Annotated in this window: 26 protein-coding genes; 22 read left to right on the top strand and 4 right to left on the bottom strand. The window is 28.5% G+C overall.

Features of this window, described 5'->3' with window-relative positions; translation table 11 throughout:
• Positions 1-46: 46 nt before the first annotated feature.
• Entirely contained in the window at positions 47-229 is a 183-nt protein-coding gene (locus IC218_RS07455; RefSeq protein ID WP_227432649.1) for a hypothetical protein, read from the bottom strand.
• Between the two features lie 325 nt (positions 230-554).
• Between IC218_RS07455 and IC218_RS07450 the strand changes: the two genes are divergently transcribed.
• From IC218_RS07450 to IC218_RS07400, 11 genes are all read left to right on the top strand, one after another.
• Positions 555-974, top strand: a complete 420-nt coding sequence (locus IC218_RS07450; RefSeq protein ID WP_227432650.1) for a DUF3785 domain-containing protein — start codon at positions 555-557, stop codon at positions 972-974.
• 340 nt (positions 975-1,314) lie between these two features.
• Positions 1,315-2,946, top strand: coding sequence for a GGDEF domain-containing protein (locus IC218_RS07445; RefSeq protein WP_227824147.1), 1,632 nt, complete (start codon positions 1,315-1,317; stop codon positions 2,944-2,946).
• Between the two features lie 83 nt (positions 2,947-3,029).
• Positions 3,030-4,856, top strand: coding sequence for a diguanylate cyclase (locus IC218_RS07440; RefSeq protein WP_413926664.1), 1,827 nt, complete (start codon positions 3,030-3,032; stop codon positions 4,854-4,856).
• Between the two features lie 21 nt (positions 4,857-4,877).
• Positions 4,878-6,869, top strand: coding sequence for a sigma 54-interacting transcriptional regulator (locus IC218_RS07435; protein ID WP_255616328.1), 1,992 nt, complete (start codon positions 4,878-4,880; stop codon positions 6,867-6,869).
• 260 nt (positions 6,870-7,129) lie between these two features.
• The gene (locus IC218_RS07430; RefSeq protein ID WP_227482820.1) at positions 7,130-8,389 is read left to right on the top strand and encodes a pyridoxal phosphate-dependent aminotransferase; all 1,260 of its coding nucleotides are present in this window, start codon (positions 7,130-7,132) and stop codon (positions 8,387-8,389) included.
• 60 nt (positions 8,390-8,449) lie between these two features.
• The gene (gene iorA, locus IC218_RS07425) at positions 8,450-10,237 is read left to right on the top strand and encodes an indolepyruvate ferredoxin oxidoreductase subunit alpha (RefSeq protein ID WP_227432655.1); all 1,788 of its coding nucleotides are present in this window, start codon (positions 8,450-8,452) and stop codon (positions 10,235-10,237) included.
• Position 10,238: 1 nt separating this feature from the next.
• Positions 10,239-10,814 carry an indolepyruvate oxidoreductase subunit beta gene (locus IC218_RS07420; RefSeq protein ID WP_227432656.1) on the top strand — a complete coding sequence of 192 codons (576 nt, stop codon included), beginning with the start codon at positions 10,239-10,241 and terminating at the stop codon, positions 10,812-10,814.
• A gap of 53 nt (positions 10,815-10,867) precedes the next feature.
• Positions 10,868-11,938, top strand: coding sequence for a butyrate kinase (buk, locus tag IC218_RS07415; protein WP_227824144.1), 1,071 nt, complete (start codon positions 10,868-10,870; stop codon positions 11,936-11,938).
• A gap of 216 nt (positions 11,939-12,154) precedes the next feature.
• Positions 12,155-12,856 carry a YczE/YyaS/YitT family protein gene (locus IC218_RS07410; protein ID WP_227824143.1) on the top strand — a complete coding sequence of 234 codons (702 nt, stop codon included), beginning with the start codon at positions 12,155-12,157 and terminating at the stop codon, positions 12,854-12,856.
• 60 nt (positions 12,857-12,916) lie between these two features.
• Positions 12,917-13,423 carry an NUDIX hydrolase gene (locus IC218_RS07405; RefSeq protein ID WP_227432659.1) on the top strand — a complete coding sequence of 169 codons (507 nt, stop codon included), beginning with the start codon at positions 12,917-12,919 and terminating at the stop codon, positions 13,421-13,423.
• A 170-nt stretch (positions 13,424-13,593) separates the two neighbouring features.
• Complete coding sequence (locus tag IC218_RS07400; protein WP_227432660.1) at positions 13,594-14,616, top strand: AI-2E family transporter; 1,023 nt, start codon at positions 13,594-13,596, stop codon at positions 14,614-14,616.
• 142 nt (positions 14,617-14,758) lie between these two features.
• Here the strand turns inward: IC218_RS07400 and IC218_RS07395 are convergent, their stop codons facing one another.
• The 3 genes from IC218_RS07395 to IC218_RS07385 form a co-directional block, all read right to left on the bottom strand.
• Positions 14,759-15,067 carry a DUF1540 domain-containing protein gene (locus tag IC218_RS07395; protein ID WP_021385244.1) on the bottom strand — a complete coding sequence of 103 codons (309 nt, stop codon included), beginning with the start codon at positions 15,065-15,067 and terminating at the stop codon, positions 14,759-14,761.
• A gap of 61 nt (positions 15,068-15,128) precedes the next feature.
• On the bottom strand, positions 15,129-15,557 hold the full coding sequence (locus tag IC218_RS07390; protein ID WP_227432661.1) for a hypothetical protein: 429 nt from the start codon (positions 15,555-15,557) through the stop codon (positions 15,129-15,131).
• A 225-nt stretch (positions 15,558-15,782) separates the two neighbouring features.
• Positions 15,783-17,240 (bottom strand): carbon starvation protein A, encoded by a 1,458-nt coding sequence (locus tag IC218_RS07385; RefSeq protein ID WP_227824142.1) that lies wholly within the window; start codon positions 17,238-17,240, stop codon positions 15,783-15,785.
• Between the two features lie 419 nt (positions 17,241-17,659).
• On the opposite strand from IC218_RS07385, the gene nadA reads away from it, so the two are divergent.
• The 11 genes from nadA (at position 17,660) to saoA (ending at position 26,697) form a co-directional block, all read left to right on the top strand.
• Entirely contained in the window at positions 17,660-18,574 is a 915-nt protein-coding gene (nadA, locus tag IC218_RS07380; protein ID WP_227432663.1) for a quinolinate synthase NadA, read from the top strand.
• Positions 18,575-18,586: 12 nt separating this feature from the next.
• Positions 18,587-19,888, top strand: a complete 1,302-nt coding sequence (locus IC218_RS07375) for an L-aspartate oxidase (protein WP_227432664.1) — start codon at positions 18,587-18,589, stop codon at positions 19,886-19,888.
• Positions 19,869-20,705: a carboxylating nicotinate-nucleotide diphosphorylase gene (gene nadC, locus IC218_RS07370; RefSeq protein WP_227824141.1), complete on the top strand. Its 837-nt coding sequence runs from the start codon at positions 19,869-19,871 to the stop codon at positions 20,703-20,705. Before IC218_RS07375 ends, nadC begins: the two co-directional genes overlap by 20 nt.
• Before the next feature lie 306 nt (positions 20,706-21,011).
• A complete protein-coding gene (gene saoD / locus IC218_RS07365; RefSeq protein WP_227824140.1) occupies positions 21,012-21,344 on the top strand; it encodes a DsrE-related protein SaoD in 333 nt (110 codons plus the stop codon).
• An 87-nt stretch (positions 21,345-21,431) separates the two neighbouring features.
• Entirely contained in the window at positions 21,432-21,689 is a 258-nt protein-coding gene (gene saoT, locus IC218_RS07360) for a thioredoxin-like (seleno)protein SaoT (RefSeq protein ID WP_255613171.1), read from the top strand.
• A gap of 26 nt (positions 21,690-21,715) precedes the next feature.
• Positions 21,716-22,801 carry an efflux transporter SaoE gene (gene saoE / locus IC218_RS07355; protein ID WP_227482810.1) on the top strand — a complete coding sequence of 362 codons (1,086 nt, stop codon included), beginning with the start codon at positions 21,716-21,718 and terminating at the stop codon, positions 22,799-22,801.
• Complete coding sequence (gene saoC, locus IC218_RS07350; RefSeq protein ID WP_227824138.1) at positions 22,794-23,252, top strand: Cys-Cys-COOH (seleno)protein SaoC; 459 nt, start codon at positions 22,794-22,796, stop codon at positions 23,250-23,252. Before saoE ends, saoC begins: the two co-directional genes overlap by 8 nt.
• Positions 23,253-23,287: 35 nt before the next feature.
• The gene (saoX, locus tag IC218_RS07345; protein ID WP_227824137.1) at positions 23,288-24,376 is read left to right on the top strand and encodes an ABC transporter substrate-binding subunit SaoX; all 1,089 of its coding nucleotides are present in this window, start codon (positions 23,288-23,290) and stop codon (positions 24,374-24,376) included.
• A 4-nt stretch (positions 24,377-24,380) separates the two neighbouring features.
• Positions 24,381-25,178: an ABC transporter substrate-binding (seleno)protein SaoB gene (saoB, locus tag IC218_RS07335; protein ID WP_255613172.1), complete on the top strand. Its 798-nt coding sequence runs from the start codon at positions 24,381-24,383 to the stop codon at positions 25,176-25,178.
• A complete protein-coding gene (gene saoP, locus IC218_RS07330) occupies positions 25,139-25,945 on the top strand; it encodes an ABC transporter permease subunit SaoP (RefSeq protein ID WP_255606496.1) in 807 nt (268 codons plus the stop codon). The genes saoB and saoP overlap by 40 nt, the downstream gene beginning before the upstream one ends.
• A complete protein-coding gene (gene saoA, locus IC218_RS07320) occupies positions 25,945-26,697 on the top strand; it encodes an ABC transporter ATP-binding protein SaoA (RefSeq protein ID WP_227482806.1) in 753 nt (250 codons plus the stop codon). The genes saoP and saoA overlap by 1 nt, the downstream gene beginning before the upstream one ends.
• Positions 26,698-26,707: the final 10 nt, after the last annotated feature.

Genomic DNA, 26,707 nt, shown 5'->3' with positions numbered 1-26,707 from the left:
GAATAAATAATATAGAATACAATATACAAAAAAGTTGCTCGAAATGTTAGGCTAATCCCCATTTACAAAGCAACATCATTATGCTATGTAAATTTGAATCAACAATGTTTTCACCATACTTCACCATAAAGTCATCTAATTGTGTGTCTATAAATGAATAATATCCACTTATGCTATCAATATATGCAGTCATTAAGTGTATACATTCATCACTTTTATCTTTATACATCTGTATCTCCCCCTATACAATATATAAAATTTGATACTAAATCGTATCTTATAAAATAGTTAAGTGTGTTACATCTATATCCAATCTCTGTATTCATATACTTATATTAATAGGTAAAGTGAATTTTGACAATAGGTTTTGAAAAACTGGATGTTCAAAACGTAAAGTTGGGTTTTAAGATAATTAAGTAAATTATATGTATACAATATATGTATATAACTTACTTAATAAGAAATATTATAAAATTATATAACAATTACTTTTATTAAGAATGTTTAAGTGGTAGAATAACTTGGGAGATTAATAATTATTAGGAGGATATAATATGAGTTTGTACAAGTTTATATATGAAGACAAGGAATATTTATTAAAAGAAGATAATTGCAGTGCTTTAATAAATGATGAAGAAAGTCCAATTCAAGAAATAAGCATTCCAAAAATAATTGAGATACTTAATGAATCAGAAGATGTTGATTTTGATATAGAATACTATCAAGAAGCATGCCCATTATGCTTGGAGGGTGTAAAAGAAAAGAAAAAATTCTTTCCGTTTTTAGAATATCATTTTTATATTTTTAGTAAGGATGGAAAATATGTAATAAGTAATATATCTAGTGATTATAAAGGGATGTCTTTTAATAAATTATCAAGAGCAAATAAAGTTGATAATAGTTACATTGTAAGTGTGATAATTTGCGAAAATTGTCAAGATTATATAATTCAAATAGAAAATTGTATAGTTTAGTGTAATTTATGTCTTAATTTAGGAGAAATTTCTAAATTAAGACACCGACTTTTTTTAAAAATAGTATGGAAAATTACTAAATTTGTGAGATAATGAAAGTCGGAGGTGGGTTACAATATATAATAAATATTTGGAAGATATAGATAGTATAATTTTAGATTCAATGTTTAAGCTGACCTTGAATGAAAAACTATTAAATAATGATAACTTTTTTGAAAAAAGAATTGATGAAATTAACAATTCAATTAATTCCTACAAAACTGAACAAAGTAGTTTAATGTTATTAAAATTAAATTTTTTGCTAGCTTTACTGTATGGTATTCAAGGATTTAGTGAAAAAATGAAAAAGTATATTTTGATTTCCTGTAAATATATTGAACAATACTTACCTAAAGATTATGTGTTTTTAGCACGATTTTATTCACAAATAGCCATTTTAAGTTTAAAGAATGAAGATGTAAATAGAGCAGATCTATATATAGATAAATTTAATCTTATTTGTAAGGGGAGCAATTTTTTAGTGGAAGAAATTATCTTTGAATCTCAATTGATTTATATTAAAGCAAGTAAATGTATTGATTCTTCTATAATAATTAAGGAAATAGAAGACTTATATATAAAAGTAAAAGAAACTAATGATTTTAATTGTAAAAAAATATATTTTTTTATAATTGGTAAGATATATTTTTTGTTTTTAGATGATGCATTAATTGCTAAAATGAATTTCTTAAAAGCAAGAAAATATGCAGAGTTATCAAAAGATATAGAAGTATGCTCACTATGCGATATAAAGCTAGGGGAATGTGAATGTTCCTTTGAAAATTATGAAGGAGCAAGAGGATACTTTAATGAAGTAATAAAGAATAAGAAATATACAAACGTAAATATGATTCAAAAGTATAGAGCATCAAATAACATAACTAAATTATTAATAAAAACTAAAGACTATTCAGGTGCTATAAATAATTTAGCAAAATCTGAAGTATATTTGGAAAAATTTAAGAATCAAGATTTAAAAGAAGTAGAAAAATTAGACTTATGTATAAATCTAGCTATGTACTATGCAGAAAGTAATGAAAAATCATTTGAGAAATCAACTTGTTATTTAAATCGGGCTAAAAGTTTGTTAAATAACATAAATAATGTAGAAGAGTATATAATATATGATTTAGAAGTGATTTATCATCAGATTAATATATATTATATATTTGAAGATTATGAAAAGTCCTTGATTACAAGCAAAAAACTTCTTGAAAAGGCTAAAGAAGCTAAAAATTATAATTATGTGAAAGAAGCATATAAAACTATACACATGTGTTTTGAGAAGATACAAGATTATGAAATGAGTATGAGATACTTTAAAATGTACTATGAGTTAAAACAGATGTATATGAAAGCTAGGAATAGAAATTATATAGACTCCTTAAATTATAGACATGAGCATATCGAAAAAGAAATAAATAATATGAAAAAAATAAAACTCGATTTAGATAAGAAAAAATACATCGACCCTTTGACAAATGCTTATAATAGAGCATATTTAAATAATTTCTTAGAAAAACAAGAGATTAGTGAGTACAGTTCTGCATTTATGATAGATGTAGATTATTTTAAGGAATACAATGACACTCATGGTCATTATAATGGAGATATTGCTCTTAAAAATATAACTATGATAATAAAAAAATATTTAAAAGAGGACATGTCTGTTATAAGGTATGGAGGAGAGGAATTTTTAATATTGTCTATATGCAAAGATTATAGAAAAAGCAAAGTATTTGGAAAAAAGTTATGTAAGGTTGTAAAAAAATTCTTAAATGATGATTTGACGATTAGTATTGGTATTGATACTTGTAAAAATAGTAGTATAGATATAAGTGAAATAATTGAAAATGCGGATAAAGCCTTATACAAAGCAAAACAAACTGGAAGAAATAGATGTTTGCATTATTATGATTTTAAGAATTTTTAACTCTTGAAATAGGATTGGTGATTTACTTGAAAGGGAGTTTAATAGAAGATTTAAAGAGAAATATAAAAAAGATAGAATATGATATGTTGACTAAGTTCTATCTGAATTTGACCGATTTAAACTACATCTTGGATTATCACAAAGACCTTTTAAATACAAAAATAGATGCTAAAGATAGAGTCTATATTTTATATTTAATTAGTCTAATAAACTATGTAAAAAAAGATAGAGAAGCATCGTATAATTATTTGATAGTTTCACTAAAAGATATTAAACAATTATCACTAAAAGATGATGCAGATATAATATCTAAGATTTATATTTATCTTACTCTATCTGCTATTTCTATAAAAAAATACGATAAAGCAAATCATTTTTATTTTTTAGCCAAAAAAATTATAAAACAACAACGTTTGAATGAATTATTGGTTTTGTTTAATATGAGTTTATGTGTAGAAATAAGTGCACTATATAAAACTAAATCTGAAGTAGTACTCTTAGTAGAGGAAGTATCTTTTTTTAAAAAATTAAAAAATAAAGTTCTTGTAAGTAGAGCAAATTATATATTTGGTAGGGTATATCTATACTTATTTAACAACTTTATAAAAAGTATGGAGTATTTGATTGAATGTCTAAGATTAGCCCAGGAAAATAATCTATATTCTATAGAAGCTTTTTGCAAATGTATAATAAGCCTCTGTTATTTAGAAAGTGGGAATAACAGAGAAGCCATAAAGTATATAAAAAATGCACTAGATGTTGCACATAATAATAATTCAGTATGTTTAACTGAAAGAGTAGCAATAAAAATAGACCTTATATGGGCATATTTAAAAGAAGATATGAATAAAGAAGCAGAAGTTGTTTTAGAAAAAACTATAGAACTGATGGATGTTGTTGAAGGCGTATATAAAGATTATTTGTACTCATTCATATTTTTATATTCAGCCGAAATAGAGTTAAAGAAAGATACTTGTAATTTTGAAAGAGTAAATGCATATTTGATTTTATCAAAAAACATATATAAAAGTTTTGGAGATGTTTTTATATATAATTCTAAATTAGATTATATTTATAAGTTATATGGAGATTTATATATAAAATTTAACAATGTAGATGAAGGAATAAGATATTATTTGAAAGGTTTAAACTTAGTTAAAAAAAGTTCATTAAATCCTAAAAAACTGTCGATATTTTATGGCCTAATAGCAAAAGGATATGAATTGAAAAAAGAGTTCAAACTAGCGATTGAATATTATAAAAGTATGGATTGGTATTCAGATAAGTGGGAAAAAAACAATTCTTATAAAACATCACAAGGTATTCATAAACAATATGAATTAAGACAAAAACAAGAAAGTTTAAGATTACTTGTAGATAATAATAAGAAATTGGAAAATGATATTCTAACTGATGGACTAACTCGACTATATAATAGAAGATACTTAGAACAACAATTGAATTTATTCAATGAAGATAGAGATAAAAATATGATGGCAATATTGATTGATATAGATTATTTTAAAAGCTATAATGATAACTATGGTCATCCAGCAGGAGATAAAGTTATAATTAAAGTAACTGACATTATAAAAAATGTATTTATAGATATTACTGAACACATAATTAGATATGGAGGAGAGGAAATCTTAATACTAGTAGATTCTATAAAATCAATAAATGTTGAAGAGATTGATAAGATAGAAATATATATTAAAAGAATTTTTAAACTTCTTGAATTTGAAGGAATTGAACATATATACTCTAAAGTAGAAAACTATGTGACTATAAGTGCTGGAGTAAGTATAAAAAGATGTCGTAGTAGAAAAGATGTCGAGATATTAATTGAAGATGCAGACAAAAACCTATATAAATCAAAAAAAGCAGGTAGAAATCAGTATATACTATAATTTAAAATTGAGGTGATTTTATTGCAAAAGAAGATAGGAATTATAGCCTCTGATATTGAATTAAAAGAAAGAATAGAAGAATTATATAGAGAAGATGTAGAAAATGGAACTATAATAATCGACATACTTAATCTTGATTTAATGGAAAATCAAGGACGTATACTTGTTGAGAAAGGTGCTCAAGCTATAATCGGTAGAGGAGGAGGTTATAGTTTAGTAATAGACACAGTAAGTGTACCTGTAATACCCATGAATATGAAATCAACCGACCTTCTAAGAGCAATAGAAATGGCAAAGCGATATTCTAAAAAAGTAGTATTAATACTTGGAGATAATGAAGTTTCTTTTGATTATGTTGGTTGGAGAAATGTCATAAGTACTGAAATAACTGAAGAATGGTTTGAATCTAAATACGAAATAAGAAGTAAGGTTGTAAAGTATATAGACCAAAAAGATGAAGTTGTAATAGTTGGTGGAGGTCTAGCATGTTCTTTTGCGAGACAATATGGTATTGATAGTGTATTTGCAACTGCCAGTGACGAATCTATAAGAGAAGCTGTTGAGTATTGTAAGAAATTATTAGATACATTAGGCGAGGAAAAATTTAATAATGAAGTATTAAGAAATATATTAGATGGTATAAAAGATGGAGTAATTGCTATAGATAGTAATGGAAGTATAATTTTGTATAATGAAAGTGCAAAAAACATGCTTAAAGTAGAAAGAAAATGCGCGCTTAATAAATATATTCTAGATGTATTTCCAAAAATGGGATGGCTATTAGATTGTCTACATGAGAAAGATGATGTAGAAGATAGGAAGATAAGAAATATAAACAACTTGATTGTTAATACTAGAACAACATTAATAAAAGTAGATGATAGCACTTATGGAGTTTTAGGAATAATACAAGATATAACTAAGCTACAAAATTTAGAAAGAAAAATAAGGTTTGATTTAAATCAAAAAGGTCTATATGCTAGATATACTTTTGATGATTTTTTATTTAAAGATAAATTAACAAAGGAATTTATTGAAGAAGCTAAAAAAATTGGGAAAAGTGATTACACAACACTACTTTATGGAGAAAGTGGGTCTGGTAAAGAAATTATAGCCCATAGTATACATAATATAAGCAAAAGAAAAGACAGGCCTTTTGTGGCTATAAACTGTGCTACTATAGCAGAAAATTTACTTGAAAGTGAGCTTTTTGGATATGAAGAAGGTGCATTTACAGGTGCTAGGAAAGGTGGAAAAAGAGGGTTATTTGAACTTGCTCATGGAGGAACTCTTTTTCTTGATGAAATAAACAGTCTCTCATTTAATATTCAGACAAAACTATTAAGAGTAATAGAGGAGCGACAAATAATGAGAATTGGCTCTGACTACATAATACCTTTGGATATTAGAATCATAGCAGCTACCAATGAATCTTTAACAGAAAAAATAGTTATGGGTACATTTAGAGCTGACTTATTTTATAGATTAAGTAGTTTAGAGATAAATATCCCTCCTTTAAGAGATAGAAGAGAAGATATAATACCATTGTTTAATAATTTTGTAAATGAAGTTTTAAAGGATGATGGTTTACATGGAATAAACAGTATAGATGAAAATTTTGCTCTAACTAAGGATGAGATAAATGCGCTATATAATTATAGTTGGCCTGGAAATGTTAGAGAGCTAAAAACAATAGCTCAAAAGTATGTTGTGACAGGGAAAATTAAATTAAGAAAAGAGCAAAACTTTAAGGCTAAAGAAGCAGTACCTAGTTCCAGTGTAGAAGAATTTAATGTTGAAACAACAGCAAGTATGGAAACTACAGATAAAGTCATAGATATAAGTAAGATAAATGATGGTAAGGTAAGTATAGATATAAAAGAAGTAAATAAGTATGTTGAAGAAAAAATAATAAGCATGCTTTTTGATCAGGGGCTTTCCAAAAATGAAGTTGCACAAGTTCTTGGAATAAGTAGAACATCTCTATGGAAAAAGTATAATAAAAATATTTGACATAATTACATATAAATTATTTTGAGGTGATGTTAATTTTTCAAAACGAATGTTAAGAAAAATTAACATTATTTTTTTGTAGAATTTTATTTTTTCAGACAAGCACATAGATTTGTAAGAAAAATAACTTAAACACTTAATTTTAGTAGTGAAAAAAATCAGAATTCTAAACAAAAGTAGTTTTACATAAAGTTAAATTTGTTGGCATGCTAATTGCTTAATATAAATGTGAGAGTAAATACAATTTTAGGGGTGATGGTATGAGTCAAAGTATGGTTGGTAAGCATGCAATGTGGCCAAAAGAAAATGATGTTATATTTAGCTTATCTGGAAGAGCTCAAGCAGCAGAAAAAGCTTTAGGTATGGATAATGTAATAAATGCAACAATAGGCGCTCTAATGGATGACTCAGGAAAATTAATAACAATGAAAACTGTATATGATGAATATAAAGCATTAGATAACTGTGATATAGGTGCATATGCAGCCCTTGAAGGTCAGCCAGACTACTTAGAAGCAGTTAAAAAAGTATTTTTTAGAGATTACTTACCAGAAGGACATATAAGAGTATTAGCTTCACCGGGAGGAAGTGGTGCAATAAAACTAGCTGTATGGAATTATACAAATGAAGGTGACGAAGTTTTAACATCTGATTGGTTTTGGAGTCCATATGTTAGTATAGCTGAAGAAGCTAATAGAAAAGTAGTAAACTACCAATTGTTTGATGAAAATAGAAAATTTAATTTTGATTCATTCAAAGAAAATTTTGTGAATATAGCAGAAAAACAAGGAAGAGTTTTTACAATTATAAATACACCAGCTCACAATCCAACAGGATATAGTGTTGCAGATGATGAGTGGGATAAAATATTAGACTTATCAAAAGAAGTTGCACAAGATAAAGACAAAAAGATAATATTTTTCGTAGATTCAGCATATATTGACTTTGCAGGTGATGATGATGTATGTAGAAAATTCTTTAAGAAATTTTCCAACTTGCCTGAAAACGTTCTTATATTAGTTGGTTTTAGTATGTCAAAAGGATTTACAGCTTATGGAATGAGAATGGGAGCTATAATTTGTATATCTTCAAGTGAAGATGTAGCAGAAGAGTTCCATTATTCATGTGTTCATTCATGTAGAGCAAACTGGTCAAATTGCAATAGAAGTGCTATGGCAGTTCTATCTAATATTGTAAATGACCCTAAAAAATTCAAAGAATATGAGGAGGAAAAAGAAGTATACAAAAAAATGCTGACTAGAAGAGCAGATGTATTTGTAAAAGAAGCTGAAAGAGTAGGATTAGAAATTCTTCCATATATAGCAGGTTTCTTTGTAAGTATACCATGTGATAATCCAAGAGAAGTATGTGAAGAATTAACTAAACACAATGTATTTGCAATTCCATTGAAGATGGGATTAAGATTTGCAGTTTGTGCAGTTTCAGAAGAAAAATGTAAGAAAGCACCAAGTATTATAAAAGAAGCACTTGAAAGTTTAGAAGTAAAAATAAATAATTAATTTCATTGAACAAATTGGGTGGACTATGAATTTAATAATTGTAGATGGAGGGAATTTTATATGAAACAATTGATGACAGGTAATGAGGCAATTGCACGTGGAGCCTATGAGGCTGGTGTTAAATATGCATCTGCATATCCAGGTACTCCAAGTACAGAAATACTAGAAAATTTAGCAACATATAAAGATGCAATAGTTGCAGAATGGGCTCCAAACGAAAAGGTAGCACTTGAGGCTGCTATAGGGGGTTCAATTGCAGGAGCAAGAACTATGGCTTCTATGAAACATGTTGGTGTAAATGTTGCAGCGGATCCAATATTTACTTATGCATATACAGGCGTAAATGGTGGTATGGTACTTATTACTGCAGATGAACCGGGAATGCATTCATCTCAAAATGAACAAGACAATAGAATGTATGCAAAGTTTGCAAAGATACCTTTATTTGAACCATCAACTAGCCAAGAAGCTAAAGATATGATAAAAGAAGCTTTTGAAGTAAGTGAAAAATATGATACACCAGTTTTATATAGAGTTACAACAAGACTCTGTCACTCAAAAGGTTTAGTAGAGTGTTATGATAGAGAAGAAGTTGAAATTAAAGAGTATGTGAAAAATGCTAAAAAAATGGTTACTGTTCCAGCAAATGCTCAAATAAGAAGAGGCGTTGTTGAAGAGAGAATGGAAACTCTTAAAAAATTCTCAAATGAAACTGACTTAAACTACTATGAAATAAATGATACAAAAATAGGTGTTATAGCTTCAGGTATGTGTTGTAATTTTGCTAAAGAAGTATTTGAAAAAAATGCATCATATATGAAGTTAGGATTTACAAATCCATTACCTTATGAAAAAATAAAAGAATTTGCAGACAAAGTAGATAAAATATATGTAATAGAAGAAAACGACCCATTTATAGAAGAACAAATAAAAGCGTATGGAATAGATTGTATTGGAAAAGATGTAATACCTCCATATGGAGAAATGACACCAGATGTTTTAAGAAAAGCTATATTTGGAAAAACAAATGACACTATAGAATATAAAACTGAATTAGTAACACCAAGACCACCAAGTTTCTGTGCAGGATGTCCACATAGAGGATTCTTCTATGAACTTGGAAAGAGAAAAAATTTAATAGTTGGTGGAGATATAGGATGTTATACTCTTGGATTTGCTCCTCCATATAATGGAATAGATTATGTTGTTTGTATGGGTTCTGCCTTTGGAACTGCACATGGTGCTCAAAAAGTTCTTAACATGAAAGAAGGAAATGAAAAGAGATTAGTAGGTGTACTTGGAGATTCAACTTTCTTCCATACAGGAATAAATGGTCTTTTAGATGTAGTTTACAATAGAGGTAATTCTATATCAGTAATATTAGACAATAGAATAACTGGAATGACAGGACATCAAGAAAATCCAGGTTCAGGATATACTTTACAAGGTGATAAAACTAAAGATGTTGACATAGAAGGATTAGTCAAAGCTTGTGGAATAGAACATGTAAGAGTTATAGACCCTAATAATCTAAAAGAAGTAAATGAAGCATTAGATTGGGCTTTGGCTATAGAAGATGAACCATCTGTAATAATCACAAGATGGCCATGTGTACTTAAAAAATTCTCTAAAGAAGATATAGAAGAGTTTAATAATCCATTTAAAACTAAGTGTAAGGTTGACCATGATAAGTGTATAGGATGTAAATTATGCTTAAAAACTGGATGTCCAGCACTATCATTTGATAAAGAAAATAAATTATCAAATATAGATAGAAATCAGTGTGTAGGATGTGGAGTATGTTCACAAGTTTGTCCAAAACAAGCAATAGTTAAGGAGGAAAAATAATATGACTAAGAGTATACTTTTGGTAGGTGTAGGAGGTCAAGGAACTATACTTGCTAGTAAATTATTAACTATGGGATTGATGGAAGCTGGATATGATGTAAAAATGAGTGAGATACATGGTATGAGCCAAAGAGGAGGTTCAGTTTCTTCACAAGTTAGATATGGAGATTGTGTTCATTCTCCAGTTATAGAAATTGGAGGAGCAGACATTTTAGTATCTTTTGAAAAGATGGAGGCTTTAAGATGGTTTAATTATCTAAAGCCAGAAGGAAAAGCTTTAGTAAATAATCATAGAATAGACTCTATGACTGTTTTAATCGGAGGAGCTGAATATCAAGAAAATGATATAGATGCAGAATTAAATAGATTAAATGCAAAAGTGATAAATGCAGCAGATAAAGCTGAAGAATTAGGAAATGCAAAGATAATGAATGTTATTTTATTAGGATGTCTAGTTAAATCTATGGAACTAGAGTCTATTGACTGGGAAAAAATTATAAGTGAAAATGTTAAACCAAAATTTGTCGAGTTAAATATAAAAGCTTTCCATGAAGGTATGGAAATGGTTGGCAAATAGTTTATAATATATATAAGATAAACTATAGAAATTAATGCGAAAGGAAGAAAAGTATGACTTATAGAATATTAGCCATAAATCCAGGTTCTACTTCTACAAAAATAGGAGTATATGATGGAGAAGAACAAATTCTTGTGAAGACGATAGACCACCCAGCAGAGGAGATTGCAAAATATAATACAATTCAAGACCAATTTGAAATGCGTAAAGAGGCAGTTTTAAGTATTCTTGAAGAAAACAATATAGATTTAAAATCTCTTAGTGCAATAGTTGGAAGAGGTGGAGTTTTACCACCAGTAAAATCAGGGGCATATTTAGTAAATGAAGAAATGATTGATGTACTTAAACATAGACCAGTACTTGAGCATGCTTCAAATTTAGGAGCAGTTGTTGCACATGCAATATCAGAACCACTTGGAATAAATTCATATATCTATGATTCTGTTGCAGTAGACGAACTTATAGATATAGCAAGAGTATCTGGGCTTTGTGGAATGGATAGAGCAAGTGCAGGGCATGCATTAAATACTAGAGCAATGGCTTTAAAATATGCTAAAGATAGAGGTAAAGATTACAAGAGTTTAAACTTAATAGTAGCTCATATTGGTGGAGGAGTAAGTATTTATCTTCATGAAAAAGGAAGAATGGTTGATATGTTATCTGATGATGAAGGGCCATTTTCACCAGAAAGATCAGGAAGAGTTCCTGCTACAAAATTAGTAGCTGCTTGTTATTCAGGTCAATGCTCAGAAAGAGAAATGACTAAAAAGATAAGAGGTAAAGGTGGTATAGTTTCATATTTAAATACTGTAGATGCTAGAGAAGTTGAAAAGATGATAGCAGAAGGAAATGAAGAAGCCAAAATTATTTATGAGGCAATGGCATATCAATTGGCAAAAGGAATTGGAGAATTAGCAACTGTAGTAGATGGAAAAGTTGATGCTATAATTATAACCGGTGGAATTGCATATTCTGAAATGTTTACTTCAATGGTTAAAAAGAGAGTTGAATTTATAGCTCCAGTAGAAATTATGGCAGGAGAAAATGAGTTAGAATCACTTGCTTTTGGAACTCTTAGAGTACTAAATGGAGAAGAAGAAGCTAGAATTTATAGTGAAAATTAATTAAATTAACTAAAAATGTTTAAATATTAGAAAAGTGGTATATCTATTTTTACACTAAAGCTTAGAATATAGGTGAAGACGTGTAAAATATGGATTGCCACTTTTTTTATGATTGAAATTCTATATTAAAATGATGAAAAATTTTGTAAAACTTTGTACTTATATATATATTTTATTGGTATTTATTGTTATTATTATTATGAGGAGTGATTTTTAATGGGAAAAATTAATTTAAAAAGTATGATAAGGTTGTTTTCAGGTTTTTTTATATTTGCAATTTCTTCTGTGCTTATGGTTAATGCACATGTTGGTCTTATGCCTTGGGATGTGCTTCATCAAGGTTTATCTATAAAATTAGGTATAACTATAGGTCAGGCGTCCATATTGGTAGGTGTTATAATCGTTATATTGGATGCAGTTTTTGGTGAAAATATAGGATGGGGTACATTGCTAAATATGACATTTATAGGAATTTTCATTGATTTAGTAATATTTTCAGGTGTGATACCTCATGCAAGTAATACTTATATAGGAGTATTCATGGTTGCTATAGGAATCATCTTAGCTGCTATAGCTAGTTTTTTGTATTTAGGAGTTTGCCTTGGAAGTGGGCCAAGAGATGGTCTTATGATTGCTCTTCAGAAAAAAACTAATAGGTCTGTACGTCTTGTTAGAACAGTTCTTGAAATATTAGCACTCGTTGCTGGTTGGTTATTAGGTGGTTCTGTAGGAATTGGTACACTTGTAAGTGCTTTAGGTTTAGGGTATGTATTACAAATAGTGTTTAGAATGTTTAAATTTGATACAAAATCTCTTAAACATAGATTCATTATAGATGATATAAAAGAGTGGAAAGAAAAGAAAAATGATGAACATAAATGTAAATCAAGCATTGTAATAAAAAATGAACAAAATTAATTATACTAAAATGTATCTATATTTTAGTTAACTTTATAAGGAAAGTAAGGAGATTTGAAAGTGGAATTATGGGATTTGTATAATGCTGATGGAATTAAAACAGGAAATGTTATAGAGCGAGATAATTCTATTGAAGAAGGATATTATCATTTAGCAGTTGAAGTGTGGATTGTAAATAGTAATTTTCAGGTTTTAATTCAGAAAAGGTCTGAAAATAAAAAGACACTGCCAAATATATGGGGGATGACAACTGGATGTATTGTTTCTGGAGAAGAAAGTTTAGATGGTGCAATTCGTGAGGCTAAGGAAGAAATAGGAATTGATATATCCAAAGATGAGATAAAGATTTTTAGAAGTATGATTCATGGAGATACTTTATGGGATGTATATTTAGTTAAAAAAGAGTATGATGTATCAAATGCAATTTTACAAAAAGAAGAAGTAAGTGATATAAAATGGGTAAGTACAGGTGAAATAAGACAATTATTAAAAAAGGGCTTATTTTTTGAATATCCAGAGATATATGATTTACTATCTGATATAGATAATAATGATTTAAATATATAATGTAGGCAGAATTAGATATAAGTATGTATTATCTAAAATTATCTTCTCTAAAATTTAATGTTGTATTAGGAAGAATTAATGCATTATTTTTAATGTTCTCCTAATTAGATTTTAGAATTAGAGTAATAAGTTTGATTGTTAAGTAGTAAAAATCTGGGGAGGATTACGCTGTGGAGAATAATAAAGAATTGACACCCGATAGTTCAAAATATAAGATTGTTTCTATATCTGTGGTAGTGATTATTTTAATTACATTTTGGTATATGTTAAATATGGTGCTTTTAACATTTATAATGACTTTTGTTTTTTATAATTTATTAGTTTCCATAAGAAAAAGAATTAGGAAATTATTTTCTTTCTATGTTCCTGATTCATTAATAATTATAGTATTATATTCGTTATTTGCTATATTATTAGTACTAATTAGTTATGCAGTTGTGCCAATAATTATAGTTCAACTTACAGAGTTAAGTAGGATTTTAAGTAATTTTGATGTAAATCAATTTGCTCAATCTTTAGGGCCAAAGATTTATCCTATTGTTTCAAAGTTGGATTTTAATAAATATATTTCACAGGCAGGATTGTTAATAGCATCAGCAGCAACTAAAGTTGGAAGTTTTGGGATAAATATATTACTAGCTTTTTTACTTAGTTTACTGCTTTTACTTGAAAAAAATGATATTAAAAAATTTGGAAATAAACTTGCAGAAAGTAAAATTTCTTTCATCTATAATTCTCTTGTATTTTTTGGAAAAAGTTTTGTGAAAAATTTTGGTGATGTAATGAAAGTACAAGTAATGATTGCATTTATAAATTCTATTGTTTCTATGATTTTTTTAGGATTTATGGGTTTTCCTCAAATATGGGCTTTAGGGCTTATGATTTTTGTTTTGGGTCTTATTCCAGTAGCTGGAGTTATAGTGTCTCTAATTCCATTAACAGTAATAGCCCTTAATATAGGAGGAATAGCAAAAGTATTTGGCGTTTTGGCCATGATTTGTATAGTGCATGCAGTGGAAACATATATATTAAATCCTAAGTTGATGTCAAATAGAACAAAACTTCCAGTTTGTTTTGTTTTCATTATTTTACTTGTAGGAGAGCATTATTTAGGTGTATGGGGATTATTAATTGGAGTTCCAATATTTATGTTTCTTATGGATATATTTGGTGTAAAATTTAGTTCAAGATGATAACTTATAATTACATTTACTTCCTAATACATAATGCTTTAATTGTAAAAAAGAACCTATAATAGATATCTTTTAAAAGGTATCTGTTTTATAGGTTCCATTTTATTTTTTATAAATACTAAATAGTTAAGTATCAATGAAATTATTTCATTTCAAAAGTTTCACAGCTTGCATTTCCTGAGTTTATATGAACTTTTTCAGCTTTGCAAAGTTCATTCTTGTTGTATTTACATTTTACAGCTTCACAATGAATATTATCTGTATCAACTTGGTTAGTGTCATTAGAACGACTAGTTATACCAGATGTATATTTGTCTTCAAAAGAAGCACAGTAAGTATTTCCTGTAGTAGTTGCTTGCATTCCATCTACTTTTATGCTACCAGCATAACAATATCCACTAGTATTATAAGCACAGTTAGTAGCATCACAATTTAAATTATTATTTTTCATAAATAACCTCCTAAGTTTTTTATTTAAACTTATTATGTGAAGTTATTTGAATTTTATACACTTATTTACAATTACATTTCTTACATTTAACAATTATATCTTCAGAAGTTTCTCTTCCTAAATTTTTATTAATATGATACACATCAATATTTTCAGTTGAACCACATATAGAACATTTAAAATTGTTCTCTAGTAAAGTTCTTTCTCTAAACAACTTCCAGTACATAGAATTAATATAATCATTATAGTTTACCTTAAGGCATGTCTCAAGAAAGTTTATGTATAGATTATCTAAATCTCCTGTATTTAAGTCTGTATATTCTGGCTCAAAATATTCACAACATCCTCTAAAATCAGGTTTGGTATCTGAAATAACACATTTAATATCATATCTGTAATCTAGGCTAGGCCCCTTCAATGAAAGGTGTGTACAAAAAGAACAAGATGTTTCTGGTAAATTTTTTTCTAGTTCATGTAATTTATTATTCATAAGTATTCCTCCAAAAAATTATTTTGAGTATATAAACAATGTAGATTATTTTAAATCTTTTATTTATTTATATTAAATATATAGGATAAATATTCCAATAAAAGGTGGCTGTTTATTTATTAATGTATTTAATAAGAAAGAGGCTAATCTCTATTTTGAGACAGCCTCTTTTTATTGAGTTATTTAAAATTAAAAGTTTTAATAAAAATCTAATAATATTTATATTTAGCTAGCTAGATTTGTATCCATTTTGCTTTTTAGTTTTCTGCCATAGTATACAGTTAAAACAGCATACAAAACAGTAAAAATGGTAGCTAAAATATATGATATATTTATACTTAAGTTAAATCCAATTTGAGCATTGAATATATAACTAGAAATTACAAAAGAATAAAACATACCTGGGATTAAGCTTATGATATAATTTTTTTCTTTTATTATAAGATAAACTGTAATCATAGCAAAGGCGAATATAGCAATAGTTTGGTTACTCCAAGAGAAATATCTCCATAATATATTAAATCCAGAAGTGCTAAGTTTTGCAAATATAAGGATGGCTATAACAGGAATAAATATACAGATTGATAATATAACACGATGTTTCTTTTCTTTTTGGTCATAATGGAAATAATCTGCAAGCATTAATCTTAAAGATCTTAAAGCTGTATCTCCAGAAGTTATTGGTAAAACAATAACACCTATTATAGCTATAATACCACCAACAGAACCAAGTAAGTCTCTAGCAACTAAACCTATTACATCAGGAGAACCTATTAATTCACTAGGTATTCCTTTATTGTAAATACCCATAGCAGCTGCCGCCCAAATCATGGCAATTAAACCTTCCAAAATCATCATATTATAAAAAGTGCTTCTACCTTCTTTTTCATTTGAAACTGATCTTGCTATAAGAGTAGCTTGAGTTGAGTGGAATCCAGAAACAATACCACAAGCAACTGTAACAAAGAATGTAGGGATAAGAGGAATTCCATTAGGATGGATACCTTTCCAATTTGCTAGGCTTAAATTGGCTAAGTCATAACCCTGTGTAAATATTCCAATTCCAACACCAGCAGCAGATAAAAGTAGAATGGCTCCAAATATTGGATATATTTTTCCTATTATTTTATCAATTGGAAATAGTGTTGCACATAAATAATATACAAAGATGATTCCATAAACTATCCAAACGACTGGATTATTGATAGTTGATTTCATATTTAGAATTTGAGTAACTACCAAATCTCCAGGTGTATAAATAAAAACTGCACCAACCAAAAGCATTAATAAGCAAAGGAAGATATTATAAACTTGAAAGACCTTATTACCTAAAAATCTGCTGATAAGAGAAGGCATCTGTGCTCCTTTTTCTCTTATACTAATCATTCCACTCATATAGTCATGTAAAGCTCCTCCTAATACACAACCAATAGGAATTAGTATAAACGCAATTGGACCAAATAAAATACCTTGTATAGGTCCTAAAATCGGTCCTGTACCAGCTATATTAAGCAACTCAATAAGACTATTTTTCCATTTTTTCATTGGAACATAGTCTACTCCATCACTCTGAGCAAGTGCAGGTGTTTTTCTGTCATCTGGGCCAAATACTTTTTCACAATAAGCGCCGTATAAAGCACCTCCTATTAGTAAAATAGCCAAACCAATTAAGAATGTTGTCATAACATCACCCCATTTATAAAATTTTTTGGATTCTGTATACATATTGTCTGAATGTGTAAGTTTTTATAAGATTTTATACTTAAAACACTTACAAATTCTATAAAGTATTAAAACTAATATAATTTCAGAAATAAATACATATACATAATCATGCACTTAGTATACAGGTATTTGGAAAAAAATTCAATATTATAACAAGAAAGAATATAAAAAATATTCTGATAATATTCTACAAAAAATTAAAAAATACAAAAAAAATAATTTAAATAGAGGTAAAAAAATGATAAATTAATTGATAGTGTAAGTGTCTATATCTTAACAATATTAAGAGGTCTAAAATTCTTGAAGAAAAAATAGTCAAGTGATATAATGAATTTACAGGTGTATATACACTAGTACATATAGAAAGCGGTGCAATTATGGATAAAGATTTAACATATCAAATCAAAGAGCTAAAGAAAGAAAAAAATGCAATAATACTTGCTCATTTTTATCAACCACCAGAAATACAAGAATTAGCAGATGCAGTTGGAGATTCGTATTACTTAAGTGAAATTGCTAGAGATTGTAAAGAAGAAGTGGTTGTATTTTGTGGTGTGAGATTTATGGGAGAAAGTGCTAAGATATTATCACCTGAAAAAACTGTATTGATGCCAGTAAGTAACGCTGGATGTGCTATGGCAGATATGGTAGATGAAGAAGGCGTGATAAAACTAAAACAACAGTATCCAAATGCTTTGGTTGTATGTTATATAAACTCTACAGCTAAAGTTAAAGCACATTGTGATGTTTCAGTTACATCATCTAGTGCAATTAAAATATTAGAAAACATAGATAATAAAGAAATTATATTCCTCCCAGACAAGAACCTAGGAGGATATATTGCAGAAAAATTCCCTAATAAAGAATTTATATTTTGGGATGGATATTGTAAATATCACAACAATATAAAAGTTGCAGAAATAATTGAATTAAAAGAAAAGTATAAAGATGCAGAAGTATTGGTACATCCAGAATGTAAAAAAGAAATAAGAGACTTAGGTGATTATGTAGGTAGTACATCAGGAATAATAAAATATGCTACTGACAGCAAAAATACAGATTTTATAATAGCAACTGAAGAGGGTATCTTACATGAATTAAAGAAAAACAATCCTAATAAAAATTTTTATATTCCTGGTGGAAGAATACTATGTACAGATATGAAAAAAACAACATTAGAGAATTTGTATAGTACTCTTAAAAATATGGAAAACGAAGTTATTGTAGAAGATGAAATTATGGAAAAGGCTTTAAATTCACTGCTTAATATGCACAGATTAGCAGAAGGATAGAGGGATAGACTTATGAATTTAGAACAGGATGTTTTAATAATTGGAAGTGGTGTTTCGGGACTATATTGTGCATTAAATTTGGATAAAAATTTAAATGTGTTAGTAGTATCAAAATCTACAATTGAAAACAACAATACATATCTTGCACAAGGAGGAATTTCAACTGCTAGAAATATTGATGATATAGAATCTTTTGTAGAAGATACAATGAAGGCTGGTCAGTATAAAAATAGGGTTGAAGCAGTCAAAGTTCTTGCAGATGAATCTATAGAAAATGTAGGTCAAATAGTAGACTATGGTATGCCTTTAGACAAAGAAAATGGAGAGATAGACTATACAAGAGAGGGAGCTCATAGCGTAAATAGAATAGTTCATAGCAAAGATAATACAGGAGAAGTTGTTTTTAAGACTCTATTAAAAGAAGCTAAAACTAGGGAAAATATAACTCTTATAGAAGATGCTTATCTTTTAGATATATTAAAAGATGGTAATAAGTGTATAGGAGCTAGAATTTTTAAGTCTCAAAAAGAAATTCATATCTTTTCAAAGGTAGTAGTTTTAGCTACAGGAGGAATTGGTGGACTTTTTAAAAATTCTACGAATCAAAGACACCTTACAGGAGATGGAATTGCTATAGCATTAAGAAATAATATTAAAATAGAAAATTTAGAATATATTCAAATACACCCAACAGCTTTCTATGAAGAAAATAGTGAAGGTAGAAGGATGCTTATATCTGAATCTTTGAGAGGAGAAGGGGCTAAACTTTTAAACAAAAACAAAGAAAGATTTGTAGATGAACTTCTTCCAAGAGATGTAGTTTCAAAAGCTATTTTTGAACAAATGGAAAAAGATGATTTGCCTTATGTATATTTAGATGCAACACACTTAGATAGTGAATATTTAATTAATAGATTTTCTTTTATATACAATGAATGTTTAAATAGAGGAACAGATATAACCAAAGAATATATAAAAGTATCTCCTGCACAACATTATTTTATGGGAGGGATACATGTTGATTTAGATTCAAAAACATCTATGGAGAACCTATATGCAGTGGGTGAAATTAGTTGTACAGGTGTTCATGGAGCTAATCGACTAGCAAGTAATTCACTACTTGAAGGTCTTGTATTTTCAAAAAGAGCAGCTAAAAATATAAACTCAGTTATAGGTAGTATAGAAGTGAAGTTTATAGAAGTAGCAAATATAGAGGTGGATGTAGAAAAAATAAAGGAAGAGAATAAAATATTAGTTATAAAAGAAATAGAAAGAACAAGTGAGGATTTTGGCGATGAATTATTTGATTATTGATAAAATGATACAAGATGCTTTAATAGAAGATGTTCCAAGTGAGGATATAACAACTAATTCTATTGTAGATGAAAATTCTAAGTCTATTGTAGATTTAATTTGTAAACAAGATGGTATAATAGCGGGTTTAGGTGTGTTTAAAAGGGTTTTTGAAATACTTGGAGATGTAGAGGTAGAGTTGTATAAAAATGATGGCGATAGGGTAAATAATGCAGAAAAGATAGCTGTATTAACTGGAAATACTAGAAACTTACTTGTGGGAGAACGTGTAGCGTTAAATTATTTACAAAGAATGAGCGGAATAGCTACTGCTACAAGTATGTATGTGGAAAAACTTGAAGGTACAAATACTAAACTATTGGATAGTAGAAAAACAATACCTAATCTTAGAATTTTAGACAAATATTCTGTAAAAGTAGGTGGAGGATGCAATCATAGATTTAATTTATCTGATGGAATATTACTTAAAGATAATCATATTGGAGCTGCAGGTGGCGTTAAAAATGCAGTTGAATTAGCTAGAAAAAACACATCTTTTGTCAGAAAAATAGAGGTAGAAGTGGAAACTCTAGAAATGGTAAAAGAAGCTATAGAAGCTAAAGCAGATATAATAATGTTAGATAATATGAATTTGGAGACAGCAAAAAAGGCTATAGAAATGATAAATGGGAGAGCAGTTGTAGAGTTTTCTGGAAATGTAAATTTAGATACAATAGAATCTATAGGAAAAATTGGTGTTGATGTTGTCTCTGTGGGAGCGCTTACACACTCAGTGAAAGCACTTGATATAAGTATGAAAAACTTAAGAAATATATAAGACAGGACTAAAATAAATTTAATAAAAAAGTATTGAACAGATTTAATTTAATAATGTGATAAATAATTAAAATAGATTACTTAAATAAGCTAGATAAATTTAAGTAATCTATTTTTTATTTATTAAAGTTAACCAAAATGATGAAATAATCAAAAAATAATTAAATAAATATAGAAAAACACTATATTTCTATTGGATAATATTGTTATTATCTATTTTACAGATAAATACGAATAAACTTATAATATAATTACATATGTAAAATTTTGTATAAAATTTAGATAAAAAAGTATAGGGGGAATAAAAATGAAAGTAGCTTATATTTTTAGTAGTACTAACGCACATAAAATTCTAGACAAAATGATAATACCACAATTAGAACAAGGAACTCATGGGGTAGATGTCCTAGGTATGTTTTTCTTTATGGATAATACCTTATTTTTGTCTAAAGGTAACCCAGTGGGAGAAAGATTAAGTAAATTACATGAAAAGACAGATATGATAATAATGGCTTGTGACCAGTGTGCTATGGAAAGAGGGATAGAGGATAAGTTGGTCGATGGAGCTACAATTGGATGTTTCCCAAATTTATATGCTTGTTTAGGTGGTGCAGGTATAGACCAAGTTATAACATTATAAAATCTTGCGGAATACAATCCATAGAAAAAATTTTTCTGTGGATTATTTTAAGTAAAAGATAAATTGTTTAGAGTAGGGGATGAACAAATGTCTAAAATTTTAGTTGAATTCATAAATACTTGACCATCTTGTGATGAGCATGGAGTGTTTATAAAAAAAATTTCTGAGAAGTATACTGACAAGTTAGAAGTAAAACTTTACCAAGCAGGTAAAGATTTCTCATATGTCAAGAAGTATGGAATCATAACAAAAGGAACCTTAATAATAAACCAAAAAAAGAAGTATGATAGATTAAACAAAGATAACATTGAAAAGGCAATAGTAGAAGCTATAAATAATAGTTAAAAGTTTAAAAATTAGGAGCAGTAAAAATGAATATATTAGAAATTGTTTTAAGTGGAGTGAAAAACACTGTGGTAGCTTCTATAGTTACACTAAATGGAGCATCAGGATGGCTTATGATAAGTTTTATATTGGCAGGAGTTCTTCACAATGTTTTAACACCAAAAAGGTTTCAAAAGCAACTTGGAAATAAGAAGTTTTCTTCTCTGATTAAAAGCACTATTTCAGGAATGTTTTTACCAATTTGTAGTTGTGGCGTAATACCATTGGGCATAAGTATGTACTATTCCGGAGCATACTTAGGGCCAGTACTTGCCTTTATGACATCAACTCCAATAATAAATCCAATAGCTGTAGTTCTTTGTTTAGGTCTTTTGGGACCTAAAATTACAATCATTTATCTTATATCTGGATTTTTAGTACCATTTTTAGTAGGAGTTTTGGGGAATACCTTTGGAAAAGAAGAATTATTTTTGCAAAATGACTCAGATGAAGAAGCTATAGAATTAGAAGAAGAAAAGAGAAGCTTTATAGAAAATATGGTTGATGGGCTTAAATGGTCCTTTGGAGAGTTAGCACTTACTATTAGTAAATATGTAATAATGGGAATGCTTTTTGCGGGATTTATAACAACAATTTTTCCAAATAGTATAATTCAAAAATACTTAGGAAATCCAGGTTTACTATCTCTTGGAAGCATATCAATACTTGCATGTGTTATGTATGTATGTGCTGTAGGACATATTCCATTTATAGCAGCCCTTGTTGCAAGTGGAGCATCTCCTGGGATAGCGATAACATTTTTGATAGCTGGTGCAGCGACAAACTTACCAGAACTTATAAGTATGTGTAAACTTATTGGAAAAAGAACTGTTGTTATATATTCAGTTACACTAACACTCTGTTCAATAATAATAGGTTATATAACCAATTTACTTTTGGCAAACAACAATACTGTGAATTTAGAGACAACAAATTCTTCAATACAATTAGCAAATAAACTAATGTTAAATATACCAGATAGTTTTGAATATATATGCACTATTTTGATTATTTTATTTGCACTTAAAGCAGTAATACCAAAGATGAAAGAGGTCATAGGAAATCATGCTTAAAAAGGTAGTTATAATATCATGTGTAGTAATTGCATTAATAGTCTTATCAAGGGTAGTAGATGATAACCTTAAACAAAATGACTCTATTCCAAATGTAAATCAAGAAACATTAACATATTTCAAGAAAAATCATAAGGAAGATATAATAACCTGTGCTGAAGAAGACTTAAATAATGATGGAAAAAAAGATTTAGTAGTTATATATAAAAAAGGTAATAATTCAAATGAAATGGCAGTGGTAGTTTCTGATGCGGAGAGCCATTATATAACAAAACCAATACCAGCACCTATAGAGAATCAAACTATAACTTTTAAAAATATTGATGAGAAGCCACCAATAGAAGTAATAGTGTCAGGTTCTAAAAATGGCAATGTAGGATACGCTATTTATAGAGTAGAGGGTAAAAAACTTGTCGATTTATTTGGAGAAGATATGGACAAGTGTTGCTAAAAATAAAAATAATACATAAAAGAGGGGAAATTGAAATGAAAGTATCTAAAAAGATTCAAGCATTAATCTTAGTTAGTGCAGTGGGGGCATCTATATTAACTGGATGTAGCAGTAAACCAAAGGAAGAGGGGAAAAAAGGTGGAAAAGATGATTATGCGATAACAGTAGGGTATTATAATTGTGACCATATGACAGCTGGACCAGTAGCAGAAGCAGCAGGAATATATGAAGATTTAGGTCTTAATGTAAAAACTGTTGGGAATGGTAAAGTTCCTGAAGCAATGGCAGCAGGTAAGATGGATGCTGGTTATATAGGAACAAAGGGTCTAGTAGGAGCTATACCTAAAGGTTCACCAATAACAATAGCAGCAAATAATCACACTGGTGGGTCTGAATATTTAATAGTTTCAAATGATATAAAAGAACCTAAGGATTTAGTGGGCAAAAAAATTGCAACAGATATGAGTGATTTCTTATGGATAAGTGATTATGGTCCAGAAACAGGTTTACCAACTGACCCATCAAAATATGAAGTTGTAAATATGGATTCAGATAAAGATAAATATTTAGCTCTTAAAACTGGAAAGATACAAGCATTTACATCTTGTGACCCTTGGGGTTCTGTAGCTGAAAATGATGGAGTAGGAAAAATAATAGCATCAACTCAATATAAAGAAAAAGCTAATAATAAAGAATATAACTGTTGTTCATTCTCATTAAATAAAAACTTTATAAAAGAGCACCCAGACTTAGCAAAAAAATTGGTTTTAGCTCATACTAAAGCAATAGAATATATATATACAAATCCAGCAGAAGCAGCTAAAATATTTGCAAAATATTATAATGTAGAAGAAGAAGTTGCACTTAGAACTATTTATAAAAAGACAGTTGGAGAAGGTAGAACGCTTACTTGGAAAGTTACAGGAGAAGAATACAAAAACAATTTACAAATGTATAAAGATTTAAAGGCATTAGATGAGATACCTAAATATGAAGATACAATTGATACAAGCTTATTAGATTCTTGTGGGGCAGACGACTTTGATAAGTTTATAAAAGAAAAAGTTAATCCCAAATTTCCAAAAGGTATGAGTTATGAAGATTGGAAAGCAAAGGTATTATAAATAAATGGAGAGAATAAAAAATATAATAATACTTTTTGTCATTATTTTAGGAAGTATATTTATAATATTTTTTAATTTTGAAGATAAAGAAGAAATAAAAGGAAAATTAAGAATAGGGGTATCTGATGATACCTCTGGTTTTGTAATAAATTATATGATAAACAAAGATTACTTTGAAAGCATAAAAGTAAGTGATGTAATGGAGACTTTTACAATTAATGATTGCTGAGCAAGTACAATGCAATGGGCTCTGAGTTCAGAGGAAATAGATATAGCAATCATATGTAAAGATGCAGCAAAACAGTATATAAATGCAACTAGTGAGTTTGAAATTGTTGGTACAGTAGTTCAAAATTCAGATATATTTTTATTAAAGAAGAACAATCCTCAAAAAATAGGAATAATTCAAAATAGAAATTATCAATCTGAATTAGTAAAAAAATACTATGAAAATATAAAAATTTCTCCATTATTAGGGACAGCACTAGCATATGGGCTAGAAAGTAATTTAGTAGATGGTGTTGTAATAGACTGTATAAAAGCAATTGGATTAGAAGGCGAAAAAAAATCTACAGCTAAATTAGGTGACTATGATACCTATGTATTAGTTGTGAATAAGGAGTTTGAGAAAAGCAAGTCGTATAGTGATTTTATAAAACTATACAATAAAAGTGTTGATAATTTAAGGAAAGAAACTATATTTAAAAAAGCATTAAAAGAGTATAAGAATATAAGAAATATAGATATGGAGGAAATAAGAAGTTGGAAATTAAAATTTCTAAAGATAGAGGAGATACAATAGCTAAGAAAAAATCTAAAAGTAGTATGGACATTTTATATAAAATAATACTTTTAGTTAGTATATTTTTAGTCTGGCATTTTGCAGCAAAAGATATAGGGAGTTCTTTATTACTCCCAATGCCAGTAGATGTAATAAAAGGTTTCTTTTACTGTGTGACAGATGTAGAGACAGTGACTAATCTGTTTATAACATTGCAAAGAGTGCTTAAAGGATTTATGTATGCATTATTGTTTGGACTTCCAATAGGATTTATTATGGGATTTTCTAAGACTTTTGAAAAGCTTTTATCTCCAGTAGTAGATTCTGTAAGACAAGTTCCTATAATGGCGTGGGTTCCTCTTACAATAGTATGGTTTGGTATAGGGGATGGTCCAACAATATTTTTAATAGCTTTTTCAGGAGTTTTTCCTATAATTTTAAATACTATTCAAGGTGTAAGAGCAATATCAAAGGATTATTATAATGCAGCTAGAAGTATGGGGGCATCGCCAATTGTAATATTTGCAAATGTAATAGTACCAGCATCTCTTCCAGATATATTGACTGGTTCAAGAATTGCCATAAGTACAGGATGGATGTCTGTTATCTGAGCCGAGTTCATAGCTACGAGTGCCGGTCTCGGTTACTCCATGGTACAAGCTCAGACATTGATGCATACAGATGTATTAATTGGGCTTATGATATTTGCAGCTTTAATAGGATTTATAATAGATAGAGTACTAAAATTTATAAATAAAATCCTTTGTAGATGGAGGTTTGCAGATTAATGAAATTAAGTGTGAGAGATATAAATAAAACATTTGTAAATAGCAAAATACATACAAAGGTTTTGGAAGATATAAGTATAGATATAGAAAATGGTCAATTTGTTTGTCTTTTAGGACCCTCAGGATGTGGAAAAACAACTTTACTTACTATAATAGGTGGATTTCAAAAGGCAGAAAGTGGAGATGTCTTTATAAATGATAAAATAGTTAAAAAACCAGGTATAGATAGAGCTTTCATATTTCAAAACTACGCTCTATTTCCTTGGAAGACTATAAGGGGCAATGTTTTATTTCCTATGAAACAGCAGAAAATACCGAAAGAAAAGAGAGAAGAAATGTTGGAAGAGCTTTTGGTTATGTCTGATTTAAAAGGGAAAGAAAATCTGTTTCCTCATCAATTGTCTGGAGGAATGAAACAAAGAGTTGCTATGATAAGAGCTTTAGCATGTAATCCTGAAGTATTATTAATGGATGAACCACTAGGAGCAGTTGATTTTCAAATGAGACAAAACTTACAAGAAGAACTTGAAAGAATATGGACAAAAAAGAAAATAACTGCATTAATGGTAACTCATGATGTTGATGAAGCTGTATATATGAGTGATAGAGTTATAGTAATGTCAAGGGATAAGGGAAGAATTCTTGACGATATAAATATAGACATTCCAAGACCTAGGGCTAGAGGGAGCCAAGAATATGAAGAATATAAGAATAAATTAACTGACATTTTGTCAAAATGTTATGATGTTTAAAGAGGAGTAG

The sequence above is a fragment of the Clostridioides sp. ES-S-0005-03 genome, from assembly GCF_020658455.1.
Taxonomy (GTDB): Bacteria; Bacillota; Clostridia; order Peptostreptococcales; family Peptostreptococcaceae; genus Clostridioides.
This window is presented reverse-complemented; position numbering and strand designations above follow the sequence as displayed.

Excerpts from the sequence above, each read along its gene's own strand:
- IC218_RS07455 (WP_227432649.1), bottom strand. The coding sequence starts at position 229 with ATGTATAAAGATAAAAGTGATGAATGTATACACTTAATGACTGCATAT.
- IC218_RS07450 (WP_227432650.1), top strand. The coding sequence starts at position 555 with ATGAGTTTGTACAAGTTTATATATGAAGACAAGGAATATTTATTAAAA.
- IC218_RS07445 (WP_227824147.1), top strand. The coding sequence starts at position 1,315 with ATGAAAAAGTATATTTTGATTTCCTGTAAATATATTGAACAATACTTA.
- IC218_RS07440 (WP_413926664.1), top strand. The coding sequence starts at position 3,030 with ATGTTGACTAAGTTCTATCTGAATTTGACCGATTTAAACTACATCTTG.
- IC218_RS07430 (WP_227482820.1), top strand. The coding sequence starts at position 7,130 with ATGAGTCAAAGTATGGTTGGTAAGCATGCAATGTGGCCAAAAGAAAAT.
- iorA (WP_227432655.1), top strand. The coding sequence starts at position 8,450 with ATGAAACAATTGATGACAGGTAATGAGGCAATTGCACGTGGAGCCTAT.
- IC218_RS07420 (WP_227432656.1), top strand. The coding sequence starts at position 10,239 with ATGACTAAGAGTATACTTTTGGTAGGTGTAGGAGGTCAAGGAACTATA.
- buk (WP_227824144.1), top strand. The coding sequence starts at position 10,868 with ATGACTTATAGAATATTAGCCATAAATCCAGGTTCTACTTCTACAAAA.
- IC218_RS07410 (WP_227824143.1), top strand. The coding sequence starts at position 12,155 with ATGGGAAAAATTAATTTAAAAAGTATGATAAGGTTGTTTTCAGGTTTT.
- IC218_RS07395 (WP_021385244.1), bottom strand. The coding sequence starts at position 15,067 with ATGAAAAATAATAATTTAAATTGTGATGCTACTAACTGTGCTTATAAT.
- IC218_RS07390 (WP_227432661.1), bottom strand. The coding sequence starts at position 15,557 with ATGAATAATAAATTACATGAACTAGAAAAAAATTTACCAGAAACATCT.
- IC218_RS07385 (WP_227824142.1), bottom strand. The coding sequence starts at position 17,240 with ATGACAACATTCTTAATTGGTTTGGCTATTTTACTAATAGGAGGTGCT.
- nadA (WP_227432663.1), top strand. The coding sequence starts at position 17,660 with ATGGATAAAGATTTAACATATCAAATCAAAGAGCTAAAGAAAGAAAAA.
- IC218_RS07375 (WP_227432664.1), top strand. The coding sequence starts at position 18,587 with ATGAATTTAGAACAGGATGTTTTAATAATTGGAAGTGGTGTTTCGGGA.
- nadC (WP_227824141.1), top strand. The coding sequence starts at position 19,869 with ATGAATTATTTGATTATTGATAAAATGATACAAGATGCTTTAATAGAA.
- saoD (WP_227824140.1), top strand. The coding sequence starts at position 21,012 with ATGAAAGTAGCTTATATTTTTAGTAGTACTAACGCACATAAAATTCTA.
- saoE (WP_227482810.1), top strand. The coding sequence starts at position 21,716 with ATGAATATATTAGAAATTGTTTTAAGTGGAGTGAAAAACACTGTGGTA.
- saoC (WP_227824138.1), top strand. The coding sequence starts at position 22,794 with ATGCTTAAAAAGGTAGTTATAATATCATGTGTAGTAATTGCATTAATA.
- saoX (WP_227824137.1), top strand. The coding sequence starts at position 23,288 with ATGAAAGTATCTAAAAAGATTCAAGCATTAATCTTAGTTAGTGCAGTG.
- saoA (WP_227482806.1), top strand. The coding sequence starts at position 25,945 with ATGAAATTAAGTGTGAGAGATATAAATAAAACATTTGTAAATAGCAAA.